Origin of the sequence: Pseudomonas sp. WC2401, from assembly GCF_041200115.1 — a bacterium.
GTDB lineage: Bacteria > Pseudomonadota > Gammaproteobacteria > Pseudomonadales > Pseudomonadaceae > Aquipseudomonas > Aquipseudomonas fragi.
In genome coordinates this window covers 4,582,718-4,603,183 of the sequence record NZ_CP165623.1, presented here as the reverse complement: position 1 = coordinate 4,603,183, position 20,466 = coordinate 4,582,718, and the positions used below count along the sequence as shown (strand labels likewise).

Below are 20,466 nucleotides of genomic sequence, written 5' to 3'. Positions count from 1 at the left end.
ATCATGCGCGTCCTACCCTTGCTACCTCTTCTGCTCAGTGGCTGGTTTGTTGTACCTGCCCACGCCGATGAAGCCCAGGACTGGCTCAAACGTCTTGGGCAGGCCGAGCAACAGCACAGCTATCAAGGCACCTTTGTTTACGAGCGCAACGGTAGTTTTTCTACCCACAGCATCTGGCACCGGGTGCAGGACGGCAAGGTTCGTGAGCGGTTGATGCAACTCGATGGCCCGGCGCAAGAGGTGATTCGAGCAGACGGACGCACGGAATGCGTCACTGGCAAGCTGGCCTCGGGCCTGGGCGATGTCTCCGCTGTCGCGGCGCGGCAGTTCGATGTGCAGAAGCTCAATGACCTGTATGCCGTGGCAATGGAAGGCAACTCAAGGGTTGCCGGGCGCCCGGTCGCGGTTATCTCGCTGGCCCCGCGTGACCAGCATCGCTACGGGTTTGAGCTGTATCTGGACCGGGAAACCGGTTTGCCTCTCAAGTCCTTGTTGCTCAATGACAAGGGGCAGTTGCTTGAACGCTATCAGTTCACCACCCTGGCCACCACGCCACCTGATGACAGCCAGCTCAGCCCAGCCGGGCAGTGCCGGGCTGTTGCCCGGGGTGAAGCCGAGGCTGAACAGGGCAGTGTGACCCAGGCCTGGCATTCCGACTGGTTGCCTTCCGGCTTCGAGCAAGTCAGCAGCACGGTACACCGTGACCCGCGCACCAAGGCCGAAGTCACCAGCCTGCTGTATGACGACGGGCTGACGCGCTTCTCCGTGTTTATCGAGCCGTTGCAGGGTGCTGCGGTGCCTGATGCGCGTGTCCAGTTGGGGCCAACCGCCGCCGTTACGCGACACTTGAGTACACCTCAGGGCGACATGATGGCCACTGTGGTGGGTGAAATCCCGATGGGGACTGCAGAACGCATTGCACTTTCGATGCGTGTGGGCAAAGACGACGCTCAGGCCAAACCATAGGGTTGCACCGACATGGCGGGTGACAATTTTCGATTTGCCATTTTTTTGTCTTTTTATAAAGGTCAGGGCCCTCAAGGGCCCTGGCCTTGTTTGTTTTCCGGGGCCTGAAAAACGGTCTATGCTTTGGACTTGTTTTTTGGTGCCTGTCGCTTAACTCAGCTGTTATTAACGGGAGCTGTATGTCGATGCCTCGATTGAAATCTTATCTACCCATTTTTGCAGCCGTGCTGATGCTCGGGCAGGCAGTGCCGGTCATGGCTGAAGCGCAGTTACCTGACTTCACCCAGTTGGTCGAACAAGCCTCACCGGCCGTGGTGAACATCAGTACCACGCAAAAATTGCCAGAACGACGGGTCTCCAGCATGGGCCAGATGCCCGACCTCGAAGGCCTGCCGCCGGGGCTGCGCGAGTTCTTTGAACGCAGCATGCCACCCGCCGGCAAAGGTGGCCGTCAGCGCGAGGCGCAGTCCCTGGGCTCGGGCTTTATCATCTCTCCCGATGGTTACATCCTGACCAACAACCATGTGGTTGCAGATGCCGATGAAATCATCGTGCGCCTGTCCGACCGCAGCGAAATGAAAGCCAAGCTGGTGGGCACCGACCCGCGCTCCGACGTGGCTTTGCTGAAAATCGAAGGCAAGAACCTGCCCGTACTGAAGCTGGGCAAGTCCCAGGACCTCAAGGCCGGCCAATGGGTAGTTGCCATCGGTTCGCCATTTGGCTTTGACCATACCGTGACCCAGGGCATCATCAGCGCCATGGGCCGCAGCCTGCCCAATGAAAGCTATGTGCCGTTTATCCAGACTGACGTGCCGATCAACCCGGGCAACTCGGGTGGGCCGCTGTTCAACCTGGCGGGTGAAGTGGTGGGGATCAACTCGCAGATCTACACCCGCTCGGGCGGCTTTATGGGCGTTTCCTTCGCGATCCCTATCGATGTGGCGATGGACGTGGCCAACCAGCTCAAGGCCGGTGGCAAGGTTAGCCGTGGCTGGTTGGGCGTGGTGATCCAGGAGGTCAACAAGGACCTGGCCGAATCCTTCGGCCTGGAAAAACCTGCCGGTGCCCTGGTGGCCCAGGTACTGGATAACGGCCCGGCGGCCAAAGGCGGCCTGCAAGTGGGCGATGTGATCCTGAGCATGAATGGTCAGCCGATCGTCATGTCGGCGGATTTGCCCCATCTGGTGGGCGCACTCAAGGCTGGCAGCAAGGCGACCCTTGAAGTGATTCGTGACGGCAAGCGCAAAAACCTCGACCTGACCGTTGGCGCCATCCCTGATGACGCGAAAGACATTGCTTCGGGTAACGGCGCTGAGCAAAGCAGCAACCGCCTGGGCGTGTCTGTGGCAGACCTGAGCGAAGAGCAGAAGAAAGCCAACGACATCAAGGGTGGCGTGATCATCACTGATGTACAGGACGGCCCTGCGGCCCTGATCGGCCTGCAGCCTGGTGACGTGATTACTCACCTGAACAACCAGGCCATCAGCAATGGCAAGGAGTTCACTGAAATCGCCAAGGCATTGCCGAAGAACCGTTCGGTGTCGATGCGGGTTCTGCGCCAGGGGCGTGCCAGCTTCATTACCTTTAAGCTGGCGGAGTAAGCAGCACACCCGGGTGGGAGGGGGTTCGCTCGCGATGTAGGCAGCGCGGTTTTTCAGTTGAACCGCGCCGATGCCATCGCGGGCAAGCCCGCTCCCACAAGGGCAATAAAAAACCCGTATCGCGAGATACGGGTTTTTTTTATTTCTTCTGTTTGGGGATGCGCACCAACTGCGTGTTGGAATACATGTCATGCCAGGTGCGGTTTTGCTTGTCGAAGATCGACCAGATAAAGCCCAGCCCCAGGCACAACCACGAGCCGATGGACACGATAAACCGTAGCAGGGCCTGCCACAGGCTGATGGCCGTACCGTCGGCGTTCTGCACGCGAACCCCCCACACCTGCATGCCCAGGGTTTGCCCGGAATGGGTCCAGAATTTGGCAAAGAAGCCGAACAGCACAAAAAACAGGATGGTCGACAACAGCGGGTCACCATCCAGTGCGCCTGCTTCTGACAGCTCGCGCATTTTGGCCTCACCAATAAAGCTCATCATGATCAGCTTGTAGATAAAGGTGGTGACGATCAGCAGGGCGGTACACAGCAGAAAGTCATAAAACATGGCTGCCAGGCGGCGCCCCAGGCCAACGGCGGGAAAGTCGCCTTGCGGGCTAAGCGGTTGTTTCGACATGGCAGGGTCTCGTCAAGGAAAACCGCCATCTTACGGAATAAAGCACATAAAAAAGCCTCTGATGTCACCATCAGAGGCTTTTTGTGTACGAGATTTAAGCTTCTGCTTGAACTTCGTCAGCCTGCAGGCCTTTTTGGCCCTGAACCGAGATGAAGGTCACTTTCTGGCCTTCCTTCAGGCTTTTGAAGCCGTTGCCCTGGATGGCACGGAAGTGCACAAACAGGTCCGGACCGCTTTCAGGGGTGATGAAACCAAACCCCTTCTCGTCGTTGAACCACTTGACCGTACCGCTCTGACGTTGTGACATTTCTTAATTCCTTGACGCTAACAATTAATGACAGTCTCTCTCACAGGAAAGAGTACTGGTGCTGGGTTGCAGGAAAGTAAGAGACGCAGAACGGGTGTAGCAAACTTAGAGCTACTGCCCAGGTCACGATTCCAGCGACCCATGCAAACACAGTGGGCAAACTCTACGAAACTGCAATTAAAAAAACAAGCCCCTTAAATACGACGTGCGCAGGCGATTTTTTAATGCGCTTAAGGCAGTGGCAAAGAACCTGGCGTTATAGAAGTGTTCAATTATTTTCGCGTATTAAAGACAGTTTTCACTATCGAAAGTTTGCCCTGTTATGTGGCAGTTGCATGGCCGCCTGCACCGTGAACATGCAACTGCACAGTTGAAGTTAGCCTCTGTAATAACGTTGTGCGACAAATGGCATCTTCGACACTTTCATTGGTACGCGCTTGCCCCGCACGATTGCCCACACTTCAGTGTCCACAGGGGTGAATGCCAGATCCAGATAACCCATCGCCAAAGGCGCGCCCAGGGTCGGACCAAAGCCGCCGCTGCACACTGTGCCGATCACTGTGCCTTCGGCATCGACAATCTCTGCGCCTTCACGCACCGGGGTGCGCTCCTGGGGCAACAGGCCCACGCGTTTGCGCGCCACGCCGTTTTGCTGTTGGGCAAAGATGTTTTCGGCACCCGGAAAACCACCCGCCCGCGGGCCGTCAGCACGACGGGCCTTGGAGATGGCCCAGAGCAGGCTGGCTTCGATTGGCGTGGTGGTGTCGTTCATGTCGTGGCCGTAGAGGCACAGACCGGCTTCCAGACGCAGCGAGTCCCGTGCGCCGAGGCCGATGGCCTGCACTTCGGGCTCGGCCAGCAGGCGGCGGGCCAGTTCTTCGGCGCGCTCGGCGGGTACTGAAATCTCAAAGCCGTCTTCACCGGTGTAGCCCGAGCGGCTGACATAGCAGTCCGCGCCCAGCAGGGTCACCGGGGCAAACTGCATAAAGGTCATGTTGGCCACTTGCGGTGCCAGGCGTTGCAGCACGTTGACCGCTGCCGGGCCTTGCAGGGCGAGCAGGGCGCGTTGTTCAAACAGCGGCTGGATCTGGCAGTGGGCACCCAAGTGTTTGCGCAGGTGGGCCAGGTCCTGGTCCTTGCAGGCGGCGTTGACCACCAGGAACAGCTCGTCATTGCCCAGATTGGCGACCATCAGGTCATCGAGGATGCCGCCCTGTTCATTGGTGAACATGGCATAGCGCTGCATGCCCACCGGCAGGTCGATGATATCCACCGGCACCAGCGCTTCCAGGGCCTTGGCCGCGTCGGCGCCGGTCAGGCGGATCTGGCCCATGTGCGATACATCGAACAGGCCGGCTTGTTCACGGGTGTGCTGGTGCTCTTTCATCACCCCCAGCGGGTACTGCACGGGCATGTCATAGCCGGCAAACGGCACCATGCGCGCGCCCAGTTCAAGGTGCAGTGCGTGCAGCGGGGTTTTAAGCAGTTGTTCGGTGGACATTCGAGACTCCTTGAAAATCAGCACTCAATAATGTTGACAGCAAGACCGCCGCGGGCGGTCTCCTTGTATTTGCTTTTCATGTCGGCGCCGGTCTGGCGCATGGTGCGGATCACCTTGTCCAGTGAGACAAAGTGCTGGCCGTCGCCACGCAGGGCCATGCGCACGGCGTTGATGGCCTTGACCGAGCCCATTGCGTTGCGCTCGATGCAGGGCACTTGCACAAGCCCGCCAATCGGGTCGCAGGTCAGGCCGAGGTTGTGTTCCATGCCGATCTCGGCGGCGTTTTCGACCTGTTGAACGCTGCCGCCCAGCACCTCGCACAACGCGCCGGCGGCCATCGAACAGGCCACGCCGACCTCACCCTGGCAGCCGACTTCGGCGCCGGAGATCGAGGCGTTTTCCTTGTACAGAATGCCGATGGCGGCGGCGGTGAGCAGAAACCGCACCACGCCGTCCTCATTGGCGCCGCCGATAAAGCGCATGTAGTAATGCAGCACGGCAGGAATGATCCCGGCCGCACCATTGGTGGGCGCGGTAACCACGCGTCCGCCGTTGGCGTTTTCTTCATTCACCGCCAGCGCATACAGATTGACCCAGTCCAGTACCGACAGCGCATCGCGCAACGCTGCTTCGGGGTTGGAACAGAGCTGGCGGTGCAGCGCCGGGGCGCGACGCTTGACCTTCAGGCCGCCGGGCAAAATGCCTTCATTGCGACAGCCCGCACTCACGCAGTCCTGCATCACCTGCCAGATGTTCAGCAGGCCGCTGCGGGTTTGGGCTTCGGGGCGCCAGGCGCTTTCGTTGGCCATCATCACTTCGCTGATCGACAGGTGATGGGTGACGCATTGGCGCAACAGGTCCTTGGCGGTTTTGAACGGGTACTTCAGCACGGTGCTGTCTTCGACGATGCGGTCTGCGCCTGCCGCGCCTTCATCCACCACAAAGCCGCCGCCGATCGAATAGTACTCGCGGCTGCGGATCTGAATGCCGGCGGCATCCAGAGCCCGGAAAATCATGCCGTTGGGGTGGTAGGGCAGGGGTTTGCGAATCATCGCCAGGTGCGATTTTTCGATGAAATCGATGGGGTGTTCGCCCAGCAGATTCAGGCGCCCGCTGCTGCGAATCGCGGCCAGTCGCTCGGCCACGGTTTCGGTGTTGACGGTGTCCGGGTGCTCGCCTTCAAGCCCCAGCAAAACGGCCTTGTCGCTGCCGTGGCCTTTGCCGGTGGCGCCGAGGGAGCCATAGAGTTCAACTTTTACGCAGGCTGTGGCTTGCAGCAGCTCATCACGGCGCAGACCTTCGGCAAAACGCGCAGCAGCACGCATGGGGCCGACGGTGTGGGAACTGGAGGGGCCGATGCCAATCTTGAACAGGTCGAACACGCTTAAAGACATGGGGTTCTCCGGTTTCTTATTGTGTAATGCAACTTCGATCTCTGTGGGAGCTGGCTTGCCTGCGATAGCATCACTGCGCTGTGGCTGCAAAACCGCATTGCCTGTATCGCGAGCAAGCCCGCTCCCACATCAGATCTCCATGACCCGGCTGCTTACGCCTCCTGATAGCTTTCGATCGACGGGCACGCGCACACCAGGTTGCGGTCGCCAAATACGTTGTCGACGCGACCGACCGGTGGCCAGTACTTGCCTTCGATCAAGGACGCTACCGGGTACACCGCCTGCTCGCGGCTGTACGGGTGGGTCCATTCGCCCACCATCTCGGCAGCGGTGTGCGGGGCGTTTTTCAGCGGGTTGTCTTCCTTGTCCAGGCCGCCGCTCTCAACTTCGCGGATCTCTTCGCGGATGTAGATCATGGCGTCACAGAAGCGGTCCAGTTCCTCCTTGGACTCGCTTTCGGTCGGCTCGATCATCAGCGTGCCTGCCACCGGGAACGACATGGTCGGGGCGTGGAAGCCAAAGTCGATCAGGCGCTTGGCCACGTCATCGACGCTGATGCCGCTGGTTTCCTTGAGCGGGCGCAGGTCGAGGATGCATTCGTGGGCCACCAGGCCATTGCTGCCCGAGTACAGCACCGGGTAATGCTCTTCAAGACGGCGGGCGATGTAGTTGGCGTTGAGGATGGCCAGCTGCGATGCGCGCTTGAGGCCTTCGCCGCCCATCATGCGGATGTACATCCAGGTGATCGGCAGGATGCTGGCGCTGCCGAAAGGCGCTGCGCAGACCGCGCCTTCCTTGCGCTCCATTGCCGCGTGACCCGGCAGGAACGGCGTGAGGTGCGACTTGACGCCAATCGGGCCGACGCCCGGGCCGCCACCGCCGTGGGGGATGCAGAAGGTCTTGTGCAGGTTGAGGTGGGACACGTCGCCGCCGAACTTGCCCGGTGCGCACAGGCCCACCATGGCGTTCATGTTGGCGCCGTCGATGTACACCTGGCCGCCGTTGTCATGAATGATGCCGCAGATTTCGCGGATGCCTTCTTCGAACACGCCGTGGGTCGACGGGTAAGTGATCATCAATGCGGCAAGGTGGTCGCGGTGCTCGATGGCCTTGGCGCGCAGGTCTTCAATATCGACGTTGCCGCGAGCGTCACAGGCAGTGACCACCACGCGCATGCCGGCCATGTTGGCGGTGGCCGGGTTGGTGCCGTGGGCCGAGGACGGGATCAGGCAGATATCGCGACGCTCGTCGCCACGGCTATGGTGATAGGCACGAATGGCCAGCAAGCCGGCGTACTCGCCCTGGGAACCGGCGTTCGGTTGCAGGGAAATGGCGTCGTAACCGGTGGCCGCACACAGCATGGCTTCCAGCTCGGTGGTCAGTTGCTGGTAGCCCTGGCTCTGCTCGGCAGGCGCGAACGGGTGCAGGTTGCCGAATTCGGCCCAGGTGACCGGGATCATTTCGCTGGCAGCGTTGAGCTTCATGGTGCACGAGCCCAGCGGGATCATGGTGCGGTCCAGCGCCAGGTCCTTGTCGGCCAGCTTGCGCAGGTAGCGCATCAGCTCGGTTTCGGAGTGATAGCGGTTGAACACCGGGTGGCTGAGGATCGGCGACTGGCGCAGCAGGGCGGCGGGCAGGGTGCCCGTTACGCTGGCGGCCAGTGCGTCGAAGTCCGGCAGGGTCTGACCATCGGCGGCGAGCAACGCCCACAGCGCAGTGACGTCGGACTGGCTGCTGGTTTCATCCAGCGACAGGCCCAGGCGCTGGTTGTCGACGACCCGCAGGTTGATCCGCTGAGCGTGCGCCTTGGCGTGCAGGGCGGCGGTGTTGTCACCGGTGTTGAGGGTCAGGGTGTCGAAGAACTGCTCTTGCTCGACCTTCAGCCCCAGATCGCTCAGGCCCTGGGCCAGGATCGCGGTCAACTGGTGAATGCGTCGGGCGATTTGGCTCAGGCCTTTGGGGCCGTGGTACACGGCGTACATGCTGGCGATGTTGGCCAGCAGCACTTGTGCGGTACAGATGTTGCTCGTGGCCTTCTCGCGGCGGATGTGTTGCTCGCGGGTTTGCATGGCCAGGCGCAGTGCCGGCTTGCCGTGACGGTCAACCGACACACCGACCAAGCGGCCCGGCATGTCGCGCTTGAACGCATCGCGGGTGGCGAAGTAGGCCGCGTGCGGGCCACCGAAGCCCAGTGGCACGCCAAAACGCTGGGCGCTGCCGATGGCCACGTCTGCGCCGAACTCGCCCGGCGGGGTCAGCAGGGTCAGGGCCAGCAGGTCGGCGGCAACAGCCACCAGGGCGTTGGCGGCATGGAAGCGCTCAACCAGTTCGCGATAGTCGAACACGTCACCGTTGCTTGCGGGGTATTGCAGCAGGGCGCCGAAGAAGACCGATACGTCGCTCACTTCGCGCTCGTCGGCAACCACTACTTCAATGCCCAGTGGCTCGGCACGGGTGCGCAGCACGTCCAGGGTTTGCGGGTGACAGTGGCTGGAGGCGAAAAAGCGGTGGCTGGTTTTGTTCTTGCTCAGGCGTTTGCAGAAGGTCATGGCTTCGGCAGCGGCGGTGGCTTCGTCGAGCAGCGAGGCGTTGGCGATCGGCAGGCCGCTGAGGTCGCTGATCAGGGTCTGGAAGTTGAGCAGCGCTTCGAGACGGCCCTGGGAAATTTCCGGCTGGTAGGGCGTGTAGGCGGTGTACCAGGCAGGGTTTTCCAGGAGGTTGCGCAGGATCGGCGAAGGCGTGTGGCAGTTGTAGTAGCCCTGGCCGATATAGGTTTTGCACAGCTGGTTTTTGGCTGCGATTGCTTTGATCGAAGCCAGGGCGTCGGCTTCGCTTTGCCCGGCCGGCAGGTTGAGCACGCTGGTGCCCTTGATGCTGTCCGGGATCACGCTGGCGCTGAGGCCTTCCAGGGAATCAAAGCCCAGAGTGGCGAGCATCGCCTGCTCATCGGCCTGGCGCGGGCCGATGTGGCGCGCGATAAATTCATTGGCAGTGCTGAGATTGATGGTCATGGCGGGCTTCTCAGTTGTCGTCTTGGGCTTTGATCAGGCGGTCGTAGGCGTCCTGATCGAGCAATTGGCCTACAGCGTTGGCATCGGCGGGCTTGAAGCGGAAGAACCAGCCTTCACCCAGCGGGTCTTCGTTGACCAGCTCCGGGCTGCTGTCGAGCGCCGGGTTCACTTCGAGCACTTCACCGTCCAGGGGCATGTAGACGCCGCTGGCAGCCTTGACCGATTCGACAGTGGCGGCTTCTGCGCCCTTGTCGTAGGCCTGTAGCTCGGGCAGTTGCACAAACACCACATCACCCAGAGCGTTTTGCGCAAACGCGGTAATCCCCACAGTTACGCTGCCGTCGGCTTCGGTGCGCAGCCATTCGTGGTCTTCAGTAAAACGCAATTCGCTCATGGAAACTCCTCAGGGCCAGACATGTCTGGTGGTCACAGGTAAATGCTCGTGCAGATCGAGCTTATGCCAGAGTTCATAGCAAGATGGTTGCCAGTTTATAAATATCGTTATTTATCAATGGTTTAAGTTGTGTTCGGAACGCTCGGGCAAAGGGCTGTGTAGCGAAATCGCTACAGTCTTTGCGGCAAGAAAAAATCCAAGAGGATCAAAGCCTTGCGCAGCATGGCTGGAGAGGGTGTGTATCGAATTCGTTCCGGTGGAGTGAATTCGATACAAGGTTTGCGGCTGCCAATGAACGGGAGCACAAACTCCGTAGCAGCTGCCGAAGGCTGCGTTCGGCTGCGCAGCAGTCGTAAAATCAGCAATCGCGGTGTTTCATATGCACCGCAGATCCCGGTTTTACGACCGCTTCGCGCTCGAACGCAGCCTTCGGCAGCGGCTACAAGGTTTTGTATCCGTCAGGCTTTGCCCGGAATACCGTATTTGCGCAGGCGATGGGCGATGGCGGTATGACTGGTCTGCAGGCGGCTGGCCAACTGGCGGGTGGAGGGGTAGCTGACGTAGAGCTTCTCCAGCAGGGCCTTTTCGAAGGTTTCGACGGCGTGTTCCAGGGTCTCGACCTCGCCGTCGTTTTGCCGGGCCACCGAGGTGCCGGCGATATCCAGGTCGCCAATATCCACCAGCGAACCCTCGCAGATGGCGGCGGCACGAAAGATCACGTTCTGCAACTGGCGCACGTTGCCGGGCCAGCGGTTGCCCAGCAGCGCCGGGTAAGTGCCTGGGGCCAGGCGGCAAGCCGGGCGCTGGATCTGAGTGCAGGCCTGCTGCATAAAGGCGCGGGCCAGCAGCAAAATATCCTGGCCGCGCTCGCGCAAGGGCGGCACTTCGATATTGAGCACGTTGAGACGGTAGAACAGGTCTTCGCGAAAGGTGCCTTCGTTGACCATTTTTTCGAGGTTGCGGTGCGTGGCGCTGAGGATGCGCACATTGACCTTGACCTCACGCTCGCCGCCCACCCGGCGAAAGCTGCCGTCGTTGAGAAAACGCAGCAGCTTGGCCTGCAAATAAGGCGACATTTCGGCGATTTCGTCGAGAAATACCGTGCCGTTGTTGGCCAGTTCCATCAACCCCGGCTTGCCGCCGCGTTGCGCGCCGGTAAAGGCGCCGGGGGCATAGCCGAACAGTTCGCTTTCGGCCAGGTTTTCCGGGAGTGCCGCGCAGTTGAGGGCCAGGAAGGGGGCGCCAAAGCGGTCGCTGATGGCATGGCAGGCGCGGGCCACCAGCTCTTTGCCGGTGCCGGTCTCGCCCTGGATCAGCAAGGGCGCATCAAGCGCCGCCACGCGCTGCGCACGGGCTTTTAGGGTGCGAATGGCAGGGGAGTCACCCAGCAGGGCGTCAAAGCCTTCTGCGTGATCGTGGTGCAGCGCTGCCAGGCGCTCGCCGATGCGGCTTGGCTGGTACAGGGTGAGCAGGGCGCCGGCATCGGTGATCGGCGTGGCATCGAGCATCAGCGGGTGGCCGTTAAGGGTCACTTCGCGCAGAGGCAGGCGAAAGCCGTTTTCCAGCAGCACGTCGAGCAGGCCGGGGTCGCTGAACAACTGGCCGATACTTTCGCCGGTCGGCTCGTGGCCGTACAGCGCCACCAGCGCCGGGTTGGCCAGCAGCACATGGCCCTCGCTGTCGAGCGCCAGTACCGGGTCGGTCATGGCGGCGAGCAGGGCGTCCAGCTGCAGGTGGCGGCGCTGGCCGGGGAGGATGTCGACCACCGTTACCGCTTGCACGCCGTGGACGCCGAAGAGCGCCTCGCGCAGCTCGTCGAGTACTTGCGGGCTGAGGGTGGGTGCGTCGATATAGACGTTGGGCGGGACCATCTCCACCGCATCCAGATTGAGGTTACGTCCGCCCAGCAACGCCAGGACTTCCTGGGTGATGCCAACACGGTCGATAAAACTGACATGGATACGCATGGGAACGGCAAACATTTATGGCCAGCAGGGATGGCCAGTATGCCTTGGTGGGGGGGATTGGTGAAATTCCGTGGGAGCGGGCTTGCTCGCGATGGCATCACCCCGGTGCATCAGATCAATCGAGGTGTTTGCATCGCGGGCAAGCCCGCTCCCACAAAAGTGCAGCCATCAGCCAGTGGCTGAATCAGTCCAGATGGTCGAGCTTGATCGGGTCGCCCGGCTTGTGGTTGAGCTGGGCCATCACGTCGGCGAACATCTTGTCGTAGTAACCGTGCATCGAGCGGATGTCAGCGGTTTTGGGAATGCCATGTTTCACGGCAATCTGGAATGCATCATGGGCAAAGTTGTAGGCCATGTCCTTGGGCAGCGTGAAGGACTCCTTGAACTCCTTCTGGTTGATCTGACCGTGCATGTCGAACTGCATCGACTTGCCTTCCTTGGGATCCTGAACGACCTGGTAATCGATCTTGATGTCATACCCAAAGTCGCTCGGTTGCAGCGGTTCGCGATGGATATGCAGGTGACCGGGTTCGAACGAGGCCATAGGGTACTCCTTGGTGCAATGGGAAAAGGGCAGGCCCCGAGGCCTGCCCCGGGGTTCAGAAGTAGGTGATACCCGGTTTTTCGGTGCTGACCCGAGTACCGGCCTTACCTTGAACGATTGCTTCGATATCCGCCAGTGCGCCGATCACTGCGGTCTTGCCGGTTTTACGCGCAAACTCGCAAGCAGCTTCAACTTTAGGGCCCATCGAGCCCGAGGCAAAGCCGAGTTTTTCCAGCTCGTCGGGGTGGGCGTGGGAGATGCCTTTCTGGGTTGGCTTGCCCCAGTCGATAAACGCCGCATTCACGTCAGTGGCGATCACCAGCAGGTCGCTGTCCAGCTGCTGGGCCAGCAGCGAGGACGCCAGGTCCTTGTCAATCACCGCTTCAATGCCGCGCAGCTTGCCGTCTTCGCCGTACATGGTGGGGATGCCGCCACCGCCCGCGCAGATCACGATGGTGCCTTTTTCCAGCAGCCATTTGATCGGGCGAATTTCGAAGATGCGCTTGGGTTTTGGGCTAGGCACCACGCGGCGGAACTTGTCGCCGTCCGGAGCAATGCTCCAGCCTTTTTCGGCGGCCAGACTCTTGGCCTCGCTTTCGGTGTAGACCGGGCCGATCGGCTTGGTCGGCTTCTGGAAAGCCGGGTCCTTGGGGTCGACTTCAACCTGGGTCAGCAGGGTGGCAAACGCGGCTTCCTGTGGCAGCAGGTTGCCCAGTTCCTGTTCGATCATGTAGCCGATCATGCCTTCGGTTTCAGCACCGAGCACGTCCAGCGGGTAAGGGGCGACGGCCGTGTAGGCGGCGGCTTGCAGGGACAGCAGGCCGACTTGCGGGCCATTACCGTGGGCCACGACCAGTTCGTTGCCGTGGGCAATGCGGGCGATTTGGGCGGTAGCGGTCTGGATGTTTTCGCGCTGGTTCTCGGCGGTCATGGGCTGGCCGCGACGCAAGAGGGCGTTACCGCCCAGTGCAACGACGATACGCATAGAAGATGTCCTTTTAAAAGTGTGGGAGCCGCGTGGGTGGGAGCGGGCTTGCCCGCGATGGCATCGCCTCGGTGCATCAGACGGATCGAGGTGTTTGCATCGCGAGCAAGCCCGCTCCCACGGTAGTCATGGGTTCACATGACTACCGTGGCCAGGCTTAGATATCAGCCAGTGCCGCGACCAGAATCGCCTTGATGGTGTGCATGCGGTTTTCAGCTTGCTCAAAGGCGATGTTGACTGGGGACTCGAACACTTCCTCGGTCACTTCGATGCCGTTTTTCAGGTTTGGATGGTGCTCGGCCACGTCTTTGCCGACTTTGGTTTCACAGTTGTGGAACGCAGGCAGACAGTGCATGAACTTCACGCGTGGGTTTTCTGCCGCTTTGATCATGTCGCTGTTGACCTGGTATGGCAGCAGCAGCTTGATGCGGTCGTTCCAGGCTTCAACCGGCTCGCCCATCGATACCCAGACGTCGGTGTGGATAAAGTCCACGCCTTTGACCGCAGCTTTAGGGTCTTCGGTCAGGGTGATCTTGGCACCGCTTTCCTTGGCGAATTCCTGGCACTGCTTAACGAACGACTCTTCTGGCCACAGGCTTTTTGGTGCGGCAATACGCACGTCCATGCCCAGTTTGGCGCCGATCAGCAGCAGCGAGTTACCCATGTTGTTGCGGGCATCGCCCAGGTAGGCGTAGCTGATGTCGTGCAGCGGCTTGTCGCTGTGTTCGCGCATGGTCAGCACGTCGGCGATCATTTGGGTCGGGTGGAACTCAGCGGTCAGGCCGTTGAACACCGGAACACCTGCGTACTTGGCCAGCTCTTCGACTACGGCTTGTTCAAAGCCGCGGTATTCGATGGCATCAAACATGCGGCCCAGAACGCGGGCGGTGTCTTTCATGCTTTCCTTGTGGCCGATTTGCGAAGACACAGGGTCGATATAGGTGACGTGTGCACCCTGGTCGTGGGCGGCCACTTCGAATGCACAACGGGTACGGGTCGAAGTTTTTTCGAAAATCAGCGCAATGTTTTTGCCTTTCAAGTGCGGCTCTTCAGTACCGGTGTACTTGGCGCGCTTGAGATCGCGGGACAGATCGAGCAGGAAGTGCAACTCACGTGGTGTGTGGTGCACCAGGCTCAGAAGGCTGCGGTTTTTCATGTTAAAAGCCATGGTGATCTCCTTGGTTTCGGGTTAACCGGCTTGCCCTGCCCCTTTTAGGGGCCAGGGCAAGCAATCAAATGGGTTTATTAATAGTCGACTGGATCGCGGATGATCGGGCAGGTCATGCAGTGACCGCCGCCACGGCCGCGGCCCAGTTCGGAGGCGCTGATGGTGATGACTTCAACGCCAGCCTTGCGCAGCAGGGTGTTGGTGTAGGTGTTGCGGTCGTAACCGATCACGACGCCAGGCTCCAGAGCCACCACGTTGTTACCGTCATCCCACTGCTCGCGTTCTGCCGCGAACGAGTTGCCGCCAGTTTCGACGACACGCAGTTTTTTCACGCCCAGGGCCTTGGCTACCACGTCGAGGAAGTGGCCTTCCTCGCGTCGCACGTCCACGCCGCCCTGTTTCTTGTCGTCCGGGTATACCGAGAACGCAACGATCTGGTTCACGACTTCAGGGAAGATGGTCACCAGGTCGCGGTCGCAGAAGCTGAACACGGTGTCCAGGTGCATCGCCGCGCGGGACTTGGGCATACCGGCCACGATCACCCGCTCTACGGCGCCGTTTTTGAACAGGTTTTGTGCCAGTTGGCCGATGGCCTGGCGCGAAGTCCGTTCGCCCATGCCGATCAGGACCACGCCGTTGCCGATTGGCATTACGTCGCCACCTTCAAGGCTGGCGTTGCCGTGGTCCACCGTCGGGTCGCCGTACCAGATCTGGAAGTCGGCGTTGGTGAACTCGGGGTGGAACTTGTAAATCGCGGTGGTCAGCAGGGTTTCCTGACGACGCGCCGGCCAGTACATCGGGTTCAGTGTCACGCCACCGTAGATCCAGCAAGTGGTGTCACGGGTGAACTGGGTGTTGGGCAGCGGTGGCAGGATAAAGCTGGTGTGACCGAGGAAGTCACGGAACATCTGGATGGTCTTGCCACCGAAGCTGTCCGGCAGGTCGTCTGCCGACACGCCGCCGATCAGGTACTCGGCAATTTGGCGCGGCTCAAGGCTTTTGAGCCAGGATTTGACTTCGTTGACCAGGCCCACACCCACCTGATTGGGGGTCACTTTGTGGTCCAGGATCCAGTCCAGGGCTTCTGGAATGGCAACGATATCGGTCAGCAGGTTGTGCATTTCCAGCACATCGATGCCGCGGTCGCGCATTTTGGTGACGAAGTCGAAGTGGTCACGCTTGGCCTGGTTGACCCAGAGCACGTCATCGAACAGCAGCTCATCGCAGTTGCTTGGGGTCAGGCGCTGGTGAGCCAGGCCTGGGGAACACACCATAACCTTATGCAGCTTACCGGCTTCGGAATGCACGCCGTATTTCACTTTTTCCGTGGTCATTACAGTCATCCTCCAAAGTACACAAACAGGTTGTTACAGGGTCAGGAAACCGTCGTAGAGACCATAGGCAGCCACCAGGGCGCCGATCACGACTGCGGCAAAAATCACTTTCTCGATGTTGGTGAATACAGGTTGGCCACTTTCACGCTTGGCCTTGGCGAACAGAATCGCGCCAGGTGCGTACAGCAGGGCCGAGAGCAGCAGGTACTTGAGGCCGCCGGCATAGATCAGCCAGATGGCGTAGATCAGCGCGATACCGCCGATGATCAGGTCTTTCTTGCGCTCTGCCAGGGCGTTCTCGTAAGTCTCGGCGCGTACCGCCAGCAGGAAGCCGTAGGCTGCAGACCAGAGGTAAGGCACCAGGATCATCGAGGTCGCCAGGTAGATCAGCGACAGATAAGTACTGGCCGAGAACAGGGTGATGATCAGGAACAGCTGCACCATCGCGTTGGTCAGCCAAAGGGCGTTGACCGGTACATGGTTGGCGTTTTCCTTTTTCAGGAAGGCCGGCATGGTGTGGTCCTTGGCCGCCGAGAACATGATCTCTGCGCACAGCAGTACCCAGGACAGCAGGGCACCCAGCAGCGAGATGATCAAGCCGACGCTGATCAGTACCGCACCCCAGTGACCGACCACATGCTCAAGCACGGCCGCCATCGAAGGGTTTTGCAGTTTTGCCAGTTCAGGCTGAGTCATGATGCCCAGCGACAGCACGTTCACCAGTACCAGCAACAGCAGCACGGTGATAAAGCCGATCACGGTGGCCCGACCCACGTCCGAACGTTTTTCGGCACGGGAAGAGAAGATGCTTGCGCCTTCGATACCGATGAACACCCATACGGTGACCAGCATCATGTTGCGCACCTGGTCCATCACGCTGCCCAGATCCGGGTTTTTCACGCCCCAGATGTCACTGGTGAAGATGTCCAGTTTGAACGCGAAGAGGGCAATCAGGATAAACAGCACCAGCGGCACGACCTTGGCAACGGTGGTTACCAGGTTGATGAACGCTGCTTCCTTGATCCCGCGCAGTACCAGGAAATGCACGGCCCAGAGCAGGATCGAGGCGCCGATGATGGCCGCCGGGGTGTTGCCTTCGCCGAAGATCGGGAAGAAGTAACCCAGGGTGCTGAACAGCAAGACGAAGTAGCCGACGTTACCCAGCCAGGCACTGATCCAGTACCCCCAGGCAGACGAGAAACCCATGTAATCGCCGAACCCGGCCTTGGCGTAGGCATACACGCCGCCGTCCAGGTCAGGTTTGCGATTGGCGAGGGTCTGGAACACAAAAGCGAGGGTCAACATACCGACTGCGGTAATTGCCCAACCGATCAGGATTGCACCGACATCAGCGCTGGCGGCCATGTTTTGTGGCAGCGAAAAAATACCGCCGCCAATCATTGAGCCGACTACCAGAGCAACCAACGCACCCAGTCGCAGTTTTCCAGGAGTATCAGACATTTGTAGTGACTCCAATCTAGGAGAAGTGAGGCTTCAAAGTTAAGTCCATTGATATTTAAGCCATTTGACATAGATCAGGGCATTACTACATTCCATTGTTGATAGAGCGGGGAAGGTCGCGATCACGCATTTTTATGACGCTTCCTGAAAGCCTTACTCCAGAGATGTTTTCAGGTATTAACACGTTCGTTACCCACGGTGTCGTGGGGATTGAAGCTAGCCAGTATTTCCAGATTTGCAAATGTCATCTTCAAGTTTCATGAACCCCTCCATGAAATTAAATCGTCACCTATATATGAACGGTTTTTTAGGTTTCAATAGGCAAAATGCTTATCAGGGAGCGCAGGCTTATTGCGTCGATCTATTAAACGTGTGGGGCGTGCATATATTTAGTCAGTGAACATCTGTAGCCTGATATTCATGAGTTTTAACTTGGCAGTTCGGCGAGGTGACGATGTCGCAACAGACGCAAAAGCTTAGGCTCAACGCCCTGATCGCGTTGGTTGTGGGTTCGATGATTGGCGGCGGGATTTTTTCGTTGCCACAAAATATCGCCGAGCATGCTGCCGGCGGTGCCGTGTTGATAGGTTGGGCAATCACCGCAGTGGGCATGCTGGCGCTGGCCTTTGTGTTCCAGACCCTGGCCAATCGCAAGCCGGAACTCGACTCGGGGGTGTATGCCTACGCCAAGGCGGGCTTTGGTGACTACATGGGTTTCTCGTCTGCCTGGGGGTACTGGATCAGTGCCTGGATGGGCAACGTCGGCTACTTCGTACTGCTCTTCAGCACCCTGGGCTATTTTTTTCCGGTGTTTGGCCAGGGCAACACGCCAATGGCCATCGGTTGCGCATCGTTGCTGCTGTGGGGCGTGCATTTCCTGGTGCTGCGCGGGATCAAGGAAGCGGCGTTTATCAACCAGTTGACCACCGTGGCCAAAATCGTCCCTATCGTGATGTTTATCGTGCTCGCGGCGGTGGCCTTCAAGGTGGATATTTTCACCCGGGATTTCTGGGGCACACAAACGCCGAGCCTGGGCAGCGTGATGGACCAGGTGCGCAACATGATGCTGGTCACGGTCTTCGTATTTATCGGCATTGAAGGGGCCAGCGTGTATTCCGGGCGTGCAGAAAAGCGCTCGGATGTGGGCAAGGCTACGGTTATCGGCTTTCTTGGCGTGCTGGCCTTGCTGGTGCTGGTGAACGTGCTGTCCCTGGGGATCATGAGCCAGCCTGAGCTGGCCAATCTGCAGAACCCGTCGATGGCCGGGGTGCTCAAGCATGTGGTGGGGGAGTGGGGCGCGATCCTGATCAGTATCGGCCTGGCGATCTCGCTGTTGGGGGCGCTGCTGTCGTGGGCACTGCTGTGTGCCGAGATCCTCTATGCCACGGCGCGGGACAACACCATGCCGGCGTTCCTGAAAAAGGAAAACGCTAACCATGTGCCGGTCAATGCCTTGTGGCTGACCAACTCGATGATCCAGATTTTTCTGGTGATCACCCTGGTGTCTGCGGGCACCTACACCAGCCTGATCTATCTGGCGTCGTCGATGATCCTGGTGCCGTACCTGTGGTCGGCGGCTTATGCGGTGTTGCTTTGCGTGAGGGGCGAGACTTACGAGCGGGCGGGCAGGCGGCGGGTCAAGGACCTGCTGGTGGGCGCTGTGGCACTGATCTATGCGATGTGGCTGCTGTATGCGGCGGGGCCCAAGTACTTGCTGCTCTCGGCGTTGCTGTATGCCCCGGGGGTTTTCTTCTTTGCCAAGGCCAAGCGCGAGCAGGGTCAAGTGCTGTTCAAGCCGTGGGAGAAGGTGATTTTCGCGATGGTGGTGATCACGGCAGTGGCGGCGGCGTATGCGCTGTATAGCGGGGCAATATCCTTGTGATGTGTCTTTCGTAGCAGCTGACGAGCGGAGCGAGGCTGCGTTCGGCGGCGAAGCCGTCGTAAATCAGGCAACTTCGTCGTGTCAGGTTAAAGCGGTATTCTGGTTTTACGACGGCTTCGCCGCCGGACGCAGCCTCGCAGGCTCGTCAGCTGCTACGAAGGGCTTGGCAAGCGCTCTGGCCGCGACCAGATCCACAGGTTACCCATGCTCATGCCGGCAATCGCCAGGAACACTGGCCAGTTGTGATCCAGCACATACAGCATCAACCCGGCACACAGCAGCATGCTCACGGTGGCGCTGATCTTGGCGTTGCGCTTGATGATCTTGCCGTTGCGCCAGTTGCTCAGGATCGGCCCGAACAGGCGGTGGTTCTCCAACCAGGCACTCAGGCGCGGGGAGCTTTTGGTCGCAGCCCAGGCGGCGAGCAGAATGAATTCGGTAGTGGGCAGGCCGGGAATCACGATGGCGATCAGGCCAATGCCCAGGCTCACATAGGCCAGCAAGCCGAACAGGATTCGGGCGATTTTCGACGAAGATCGGGTTTGGCGGGTCATAAGCTCAGGACGCATAAAAGGACACCCGACCAGCGTGCGCTGGCCGGGCCTGTCAGCTTAAGCCAGTTCTGGCTGAGCAGCGTAGGCGTGTTCCAGTAATACGGTAAAACGCTCAAAGGCCGCTACTGCACCTTTGTCGAGGTCGGCTTCTTCTTCGGCAGTCAGTTCCAGGCCGTCGAGGGTGCGGATAAAGCTTTTCCAGCCTTCGGCACGGCCACCGGCAGGCTCGCCCAGGTGGCGGGCACCGAAGGTGTCGCTCAGGCCCAGGCCTACGGCACGCTTGATCAGGAACGCAGCACCCAGCTTGGAACCCTCGGATACGAAGATCCAGCCCAGGGCTTCGGCCTTGCTTGGCGAATTGACCGCGCCGGCAACCGGAGCAGGCACTTCGGTATTGAGGTCAGCCAGGTCGGCCTTGGCTTGCTCGGCGCGGCAGCGCTCTGGCAGGTCAGGGACGATTTGTTTCAGGGCCGGGTCGGTGTACAGCGCCTTGAGTTCCGACTGGAACAGGTACTGGGCCACGACAAAGCGGGCGAAGCTGGCCACGTCATCAAATGGCTTGTGTGCCTTGACCAGTGCGTCGAGCTTTTGATGCGGCTCGTTGGTGATCTGGTTCAGACGTTGGGAACGCAAGGCCGGGCGTGATGCGGAATCAGCAGTGGTCATGAAAATATCCTTGAGAATGAGATGCGCTTTGTAACTAGACGATCAGGAAGACGCATCACAGTAAAAAATCCTCACTGCGCAGAGCAAAAGCCTGCGCAATGAG

The 20,466-nt window shown here is 59.7% G+C and carries 17 protein-coding genes; 3 read left to right on the top strand and 14 right to left on the bottom strand.

The window, feature by feature from the left end:
* Window positions 1–3: 3 nt before the first annotated feature.
* Window positions 4–966, top strand: a complete 963-nt coding sequence (locus AB3G35_RS21060) for a MucB/RseB C-terminal domain-containing protein (protein ID WP_095040042.1) — start codon at window positions 4–6, stop codon at window positions 964–966.
* A gap of 179 nt (window positions 967–1,145) precedes the next feature.
* Complete coding sequence (locus tag AB3G35_RS21055) at window positions 1,146–2,567, top strand: DegQ family serine endoprotease (RefSeq protein WP_083369602.1); 1,422 nt, start codon at window positions 1,146–1,148, stop codon at window positions 2,565–2,567.
* Between the two features lie 139 nt (window positions 2,568–2,706).
* Here AB3G35_RS21055 and AB3G35_RS21050 read toward each other — a convergent pair whose 3' ends face one another.
* The 12 genes from AB3G35_RS21050 to arcD (AB3G35_RS20995) form a co-directional block, all read right to left on the bottom strand.
* On the bottom strand, window positions 2,707–3,195 hold the full coding sequence (locus AB3G35_RS21050) for an RDD family protein (RefSeq protein WP_016782051.1): 489 nt from the start codon (window positions 3,193–3,195) through the stop codon (window positions 2,707–2,709).
* Window positions 3,196–3,289: 94 nt separating this feature from the next.
* The gene (locus AB3G35_RS21045) at window positions 3,290–3,502 is read right to left on the bottom strand and encodes a cold-shock protein (RefSeq protein WP_016782052.1); all 213 of its coding nucleotides are present in this window, start codon (window positions 3,500–3,502) and stop codon (window positions 3,290–3,292) included.
* A gap of 376 nt (window positions 3,503–3,878) precedes the next feature.
* On the bottom strand, window positions 3,879–5,003 hold the full coding sequence (gcvT, locus tag AB3G35_RS21040) for a glycine cleavage system aminomethyltransferase GcvT (RefSeq protein WP_095040041.1): 1,125 nt from the start codon (window positions 5,001–5,003) through the stop codon (window positions 3,879–3,881).
* A gap of 17 nt (window positions 5,004–5,020) precedes the next feature.
* A complete protein-coding gene (locus tag AB3G35_RS21035) occupies window positions 5,021–6,397 on the bottom strand; it encodes an L-serine ammonia-lyase (protein ID WP_106117192.1) in 1,377 nt (458 codons plus the stop codon).
* 152 nt (window positions 6,398–6,549) lie between these two features.
* On the bottom strand, window positions 6,550–9,408 hold the full coding sequence (gene gcvP / locus AB3G35_RS21030) for an aminomethyl-transferring glycine dehydrogenase (protein WP_369782055.1): 2,859 nt from the start codon (window positions 9,406–9,408) through the stop codon (window positions 6,550–6,552).
* Window positions 9,409–9,418: 10 nt separating this feature from the next.
* Window positions 9,419–9,802, bottom strand: a complete 384-nt coding sequence (gene gcvH / locus AB3G35_RS21025; RefSeq protein WP_086798446.1) for a glycine cleavage system protein GcvH — start codon at window positions 9,800–9,802, stop codon at window positions 9,419–9,421.
* A gap of 458 nt (window positions 9,803–10,260) precedes the next feature.
* Window positions 10,261–11,769, bottom strand: coding sequence for a sigma-54-dependent transcriptional regulator (locus AB3G35_RS21020; RefSeq protein ID WP_083369863.1), 1,509 nt, complete (start codon window positions 11,767–11,769; stop codon window positions 10,261–10,263).
* A gap of 184 nt (window positions 11,770–11,953) precedes the next feature.
* Window positions 11,954–12,313 carry a DUF5064 family protein gene (locus AB3G35_RS21015; RefSeq protein ID WP_016782057.1) on the bottom strand — a complete coding sequence of 120 codons (360 nt, stop codon included), beginning with the start codon at window positions 12,311–12,313 and terminating at the stop codon, window positions 11,954–11,956.
* Window positions 12,314–12,368: 55 nt separating this feature from the next.
* Complete coding sequence (gene arcC / locus AB3G35_RS21010; protein WP_016782058.1) at window positions 12,369–13,298, bottom strand: carbamate kinase; 930 nt, start codon at window positions 13,296–13,298, stop codon at window positions 12,369–12,371.
* Between the two features lie 157 nt (window positions 13,299–13,455).
* Complete coding sequence (locus tag AB3G35_RS21005; protein WP_016782059.1) at window positions 13,456–14,466, bottom strand: ornithine carbamoyltransferase; 1,011 nt, start codon at window positions 14,464–14,466, stop codon at window positions 13,456–13,458.
* Window positions 14,467–14,543: 77 nt separating this feature from the next.
* Window positions 14,544–15,800 carry an arginine deiminase gene (gene arcA, locus AB3G35_RS21000; RefSeq protein WP_016782060.1) on the bottom strand — a complete coding sequence of 419 codons (1,257 nt, stop codon included), beginning with the start codon at window positions 15,798–15,800 and terminating at the stop codon, window positions 14,544–14,546.
* Window positions 15,801–15,833: 33 nt separating this feature from the next.
* Window positions 15,834–17,261 carry an arginine-ornithine antiporter gene (arcD, locus tag AB3G35_RS20995; RefSeq protein WP_029611554.1) on the bottom strand — a complete coding sequence of 476 codons (1,428 nt, stop codon included), beginning with the start codon at window positions 17,259–17,261 and terminating at the stop codon, window positions 15,834–15,836.
* Between the two features lie 454 nt (window positions 17,262–17,715).
* On the opposite strand from arcD (AB3G35_RS20995), the gene arcD (AB3G35_RS20990) reads away from it, so the two are divergent.
* Entirely contained in the window at window positions 17,716–19,143 is a 1,428-nt protein-coding gene (gene arcD, locus AB3G35_RS20990) for an arginine-ornithine antiporter (RefSeq protein WP_369782051.1), read from the top strand.
* A gap of 152 nt (window positions 19,144–19,295) precedes the next feature.
* Here arcD (AB3G35_RS20990) and AB3G35_RS20985 read toward each other — a convergent pair whose 3' ends face one another.
* Window positions 19,296–19,697, bottom strand: a complete 402-nt coding sequence (locus AB3G35_RS20985) for a YbaN family protein (RefSeq protein ID WP_016782063.1) — start codon at window positions 19,695–19,697, stop codon at window positions 19,296–19,298.
* A 57-nt stretch (window positions 19,698–19,754) separates the two neighbouring features.
* Window positions 19,755–20,363: a biliverdin-producing heme oxygenase gene (locus AB3G35_RS20980; RefSeq protein WP_095029877.1), complete on the bottom strand. Its 609-nt coding sequence runs from the start codon at window positions 20,361–20,363 to the stop codon at window positions 19,755–19,757.
* Window positions 20,364–20,466 lie beyond the last annotated feature (103 nt).

Coding starts and splice junctions, on each gene's coding strand:
- AB3G35_RS21060 (WP_095040042.1), top strand. CDS start 4: ATGCGCGTCCTACCCTTGCTACCTCTTCTGCTCAGTGGCTGGTTTGTT.
- AB3G35_RS21055 (WP_083369602.1), top strand. CDS start 1,146: ATGTCGATGCCTCGATTGAAATCTTATCTACCCATTTTTGCAGCCGTG.
- AB3G35_RS21050 (WP_016782051.1), bottom strand. CDS start 3,195: ATGTCGAAACAACCGCTTAGCCCGCAAGGCGACTTTCCCGCCGTTGGC.
- AB3G35_RS21045 (WP_016782052.1), bottom strand. CDS start 3,502: ATGTCACAACGTCAGAGCGGTACGGTCAAGTGGTTCAACGACGAGAAG.
- gcvT (WP_095040041.1), bottom strand. CDS start 5,003: ATGTCCACCGAACAACTGCTTAAAACCCCGCTGCACGCACTGCACCTT.
- AB3G35_RS21035 (WP_106117192.1), bottom strand. CDS start 6,397: ATGTCTTTAAGCGTGTTCGACCTGTTCAAGATTGGCATCGGCCCCTCC.
- gcvP (WP_369782055.1), bottom strand. CDS start 9,408: ATGACCATCAATCTCAGCACTGCCAATGAATTTATCGCGCGCCACATC.
- gcvH (WP_086798446.1), bottom strand. CDS start 9,802: ATGAGCGAATTGCGTTTTACTGAAGACCACGAATGGCTGCGCACCGAA.
- AB3G35_RS21020 (WP_083369863.1), bottom strand. CDS start 11,769: ATGCGTATCCATGTCAGTTTTATCGACCGTGTTGGCATCACCCAGGAA.
- AB3G35_RS21015 (WP_016782057.1), bottom strand. CDS start 12,313: ATGGCCTCGTTCGAACCCGGTCACCTGCATATCCATCGCGAACCGCTG.
- arcC (WP_016782058.1), bottom strand. CDS start 13,298: ATGCGTATCGTCGTTGCACTGGGCGGTAACGCCCTCTTGCGTCGCGGC.
- AB3G35_RS21005 (WP_016782059.1), bottom strand. CDS start 14,466: ATGGCTTTTAACATGAAAAACCGCAGCCTTCTGAGCCTGGTGCACCAC.
- arcA (WP_016782060.1), bottom strand. CDS start 15,800: ATGACCACGGAAAAAGTGAAATACGGCGTGCATTCCGAAGCCGGTAAG.
- arcD (WP_029611554.1), bottom strand. CDS start 17,261: ATGTCTGATACTCCTGGAAAACTGCGACTGGGTGCGTTGGTTGCTCTG.
- arcD (WP_369782051.1), top strand. CDS start 17,716: ATGTCGCAACAGACGCAAAAGCTTAGGCTCAACGCCCTGATCGCGTTG.
- AB3G35_RS20985 (WP_016782063.1), bottom strand. CDS start 19,697: ATGACCCGCCAAACCCGATCTTCGTCGAAAATCGCCCGAATCCTGTTC.
- AB3G35_RS20980 (WP_095029877.1), bottom strand. CDS start 20,363: ATGACCACTGCTGATTCCGCATCACGCCCGGCCTTGCGTTCCCAACGT.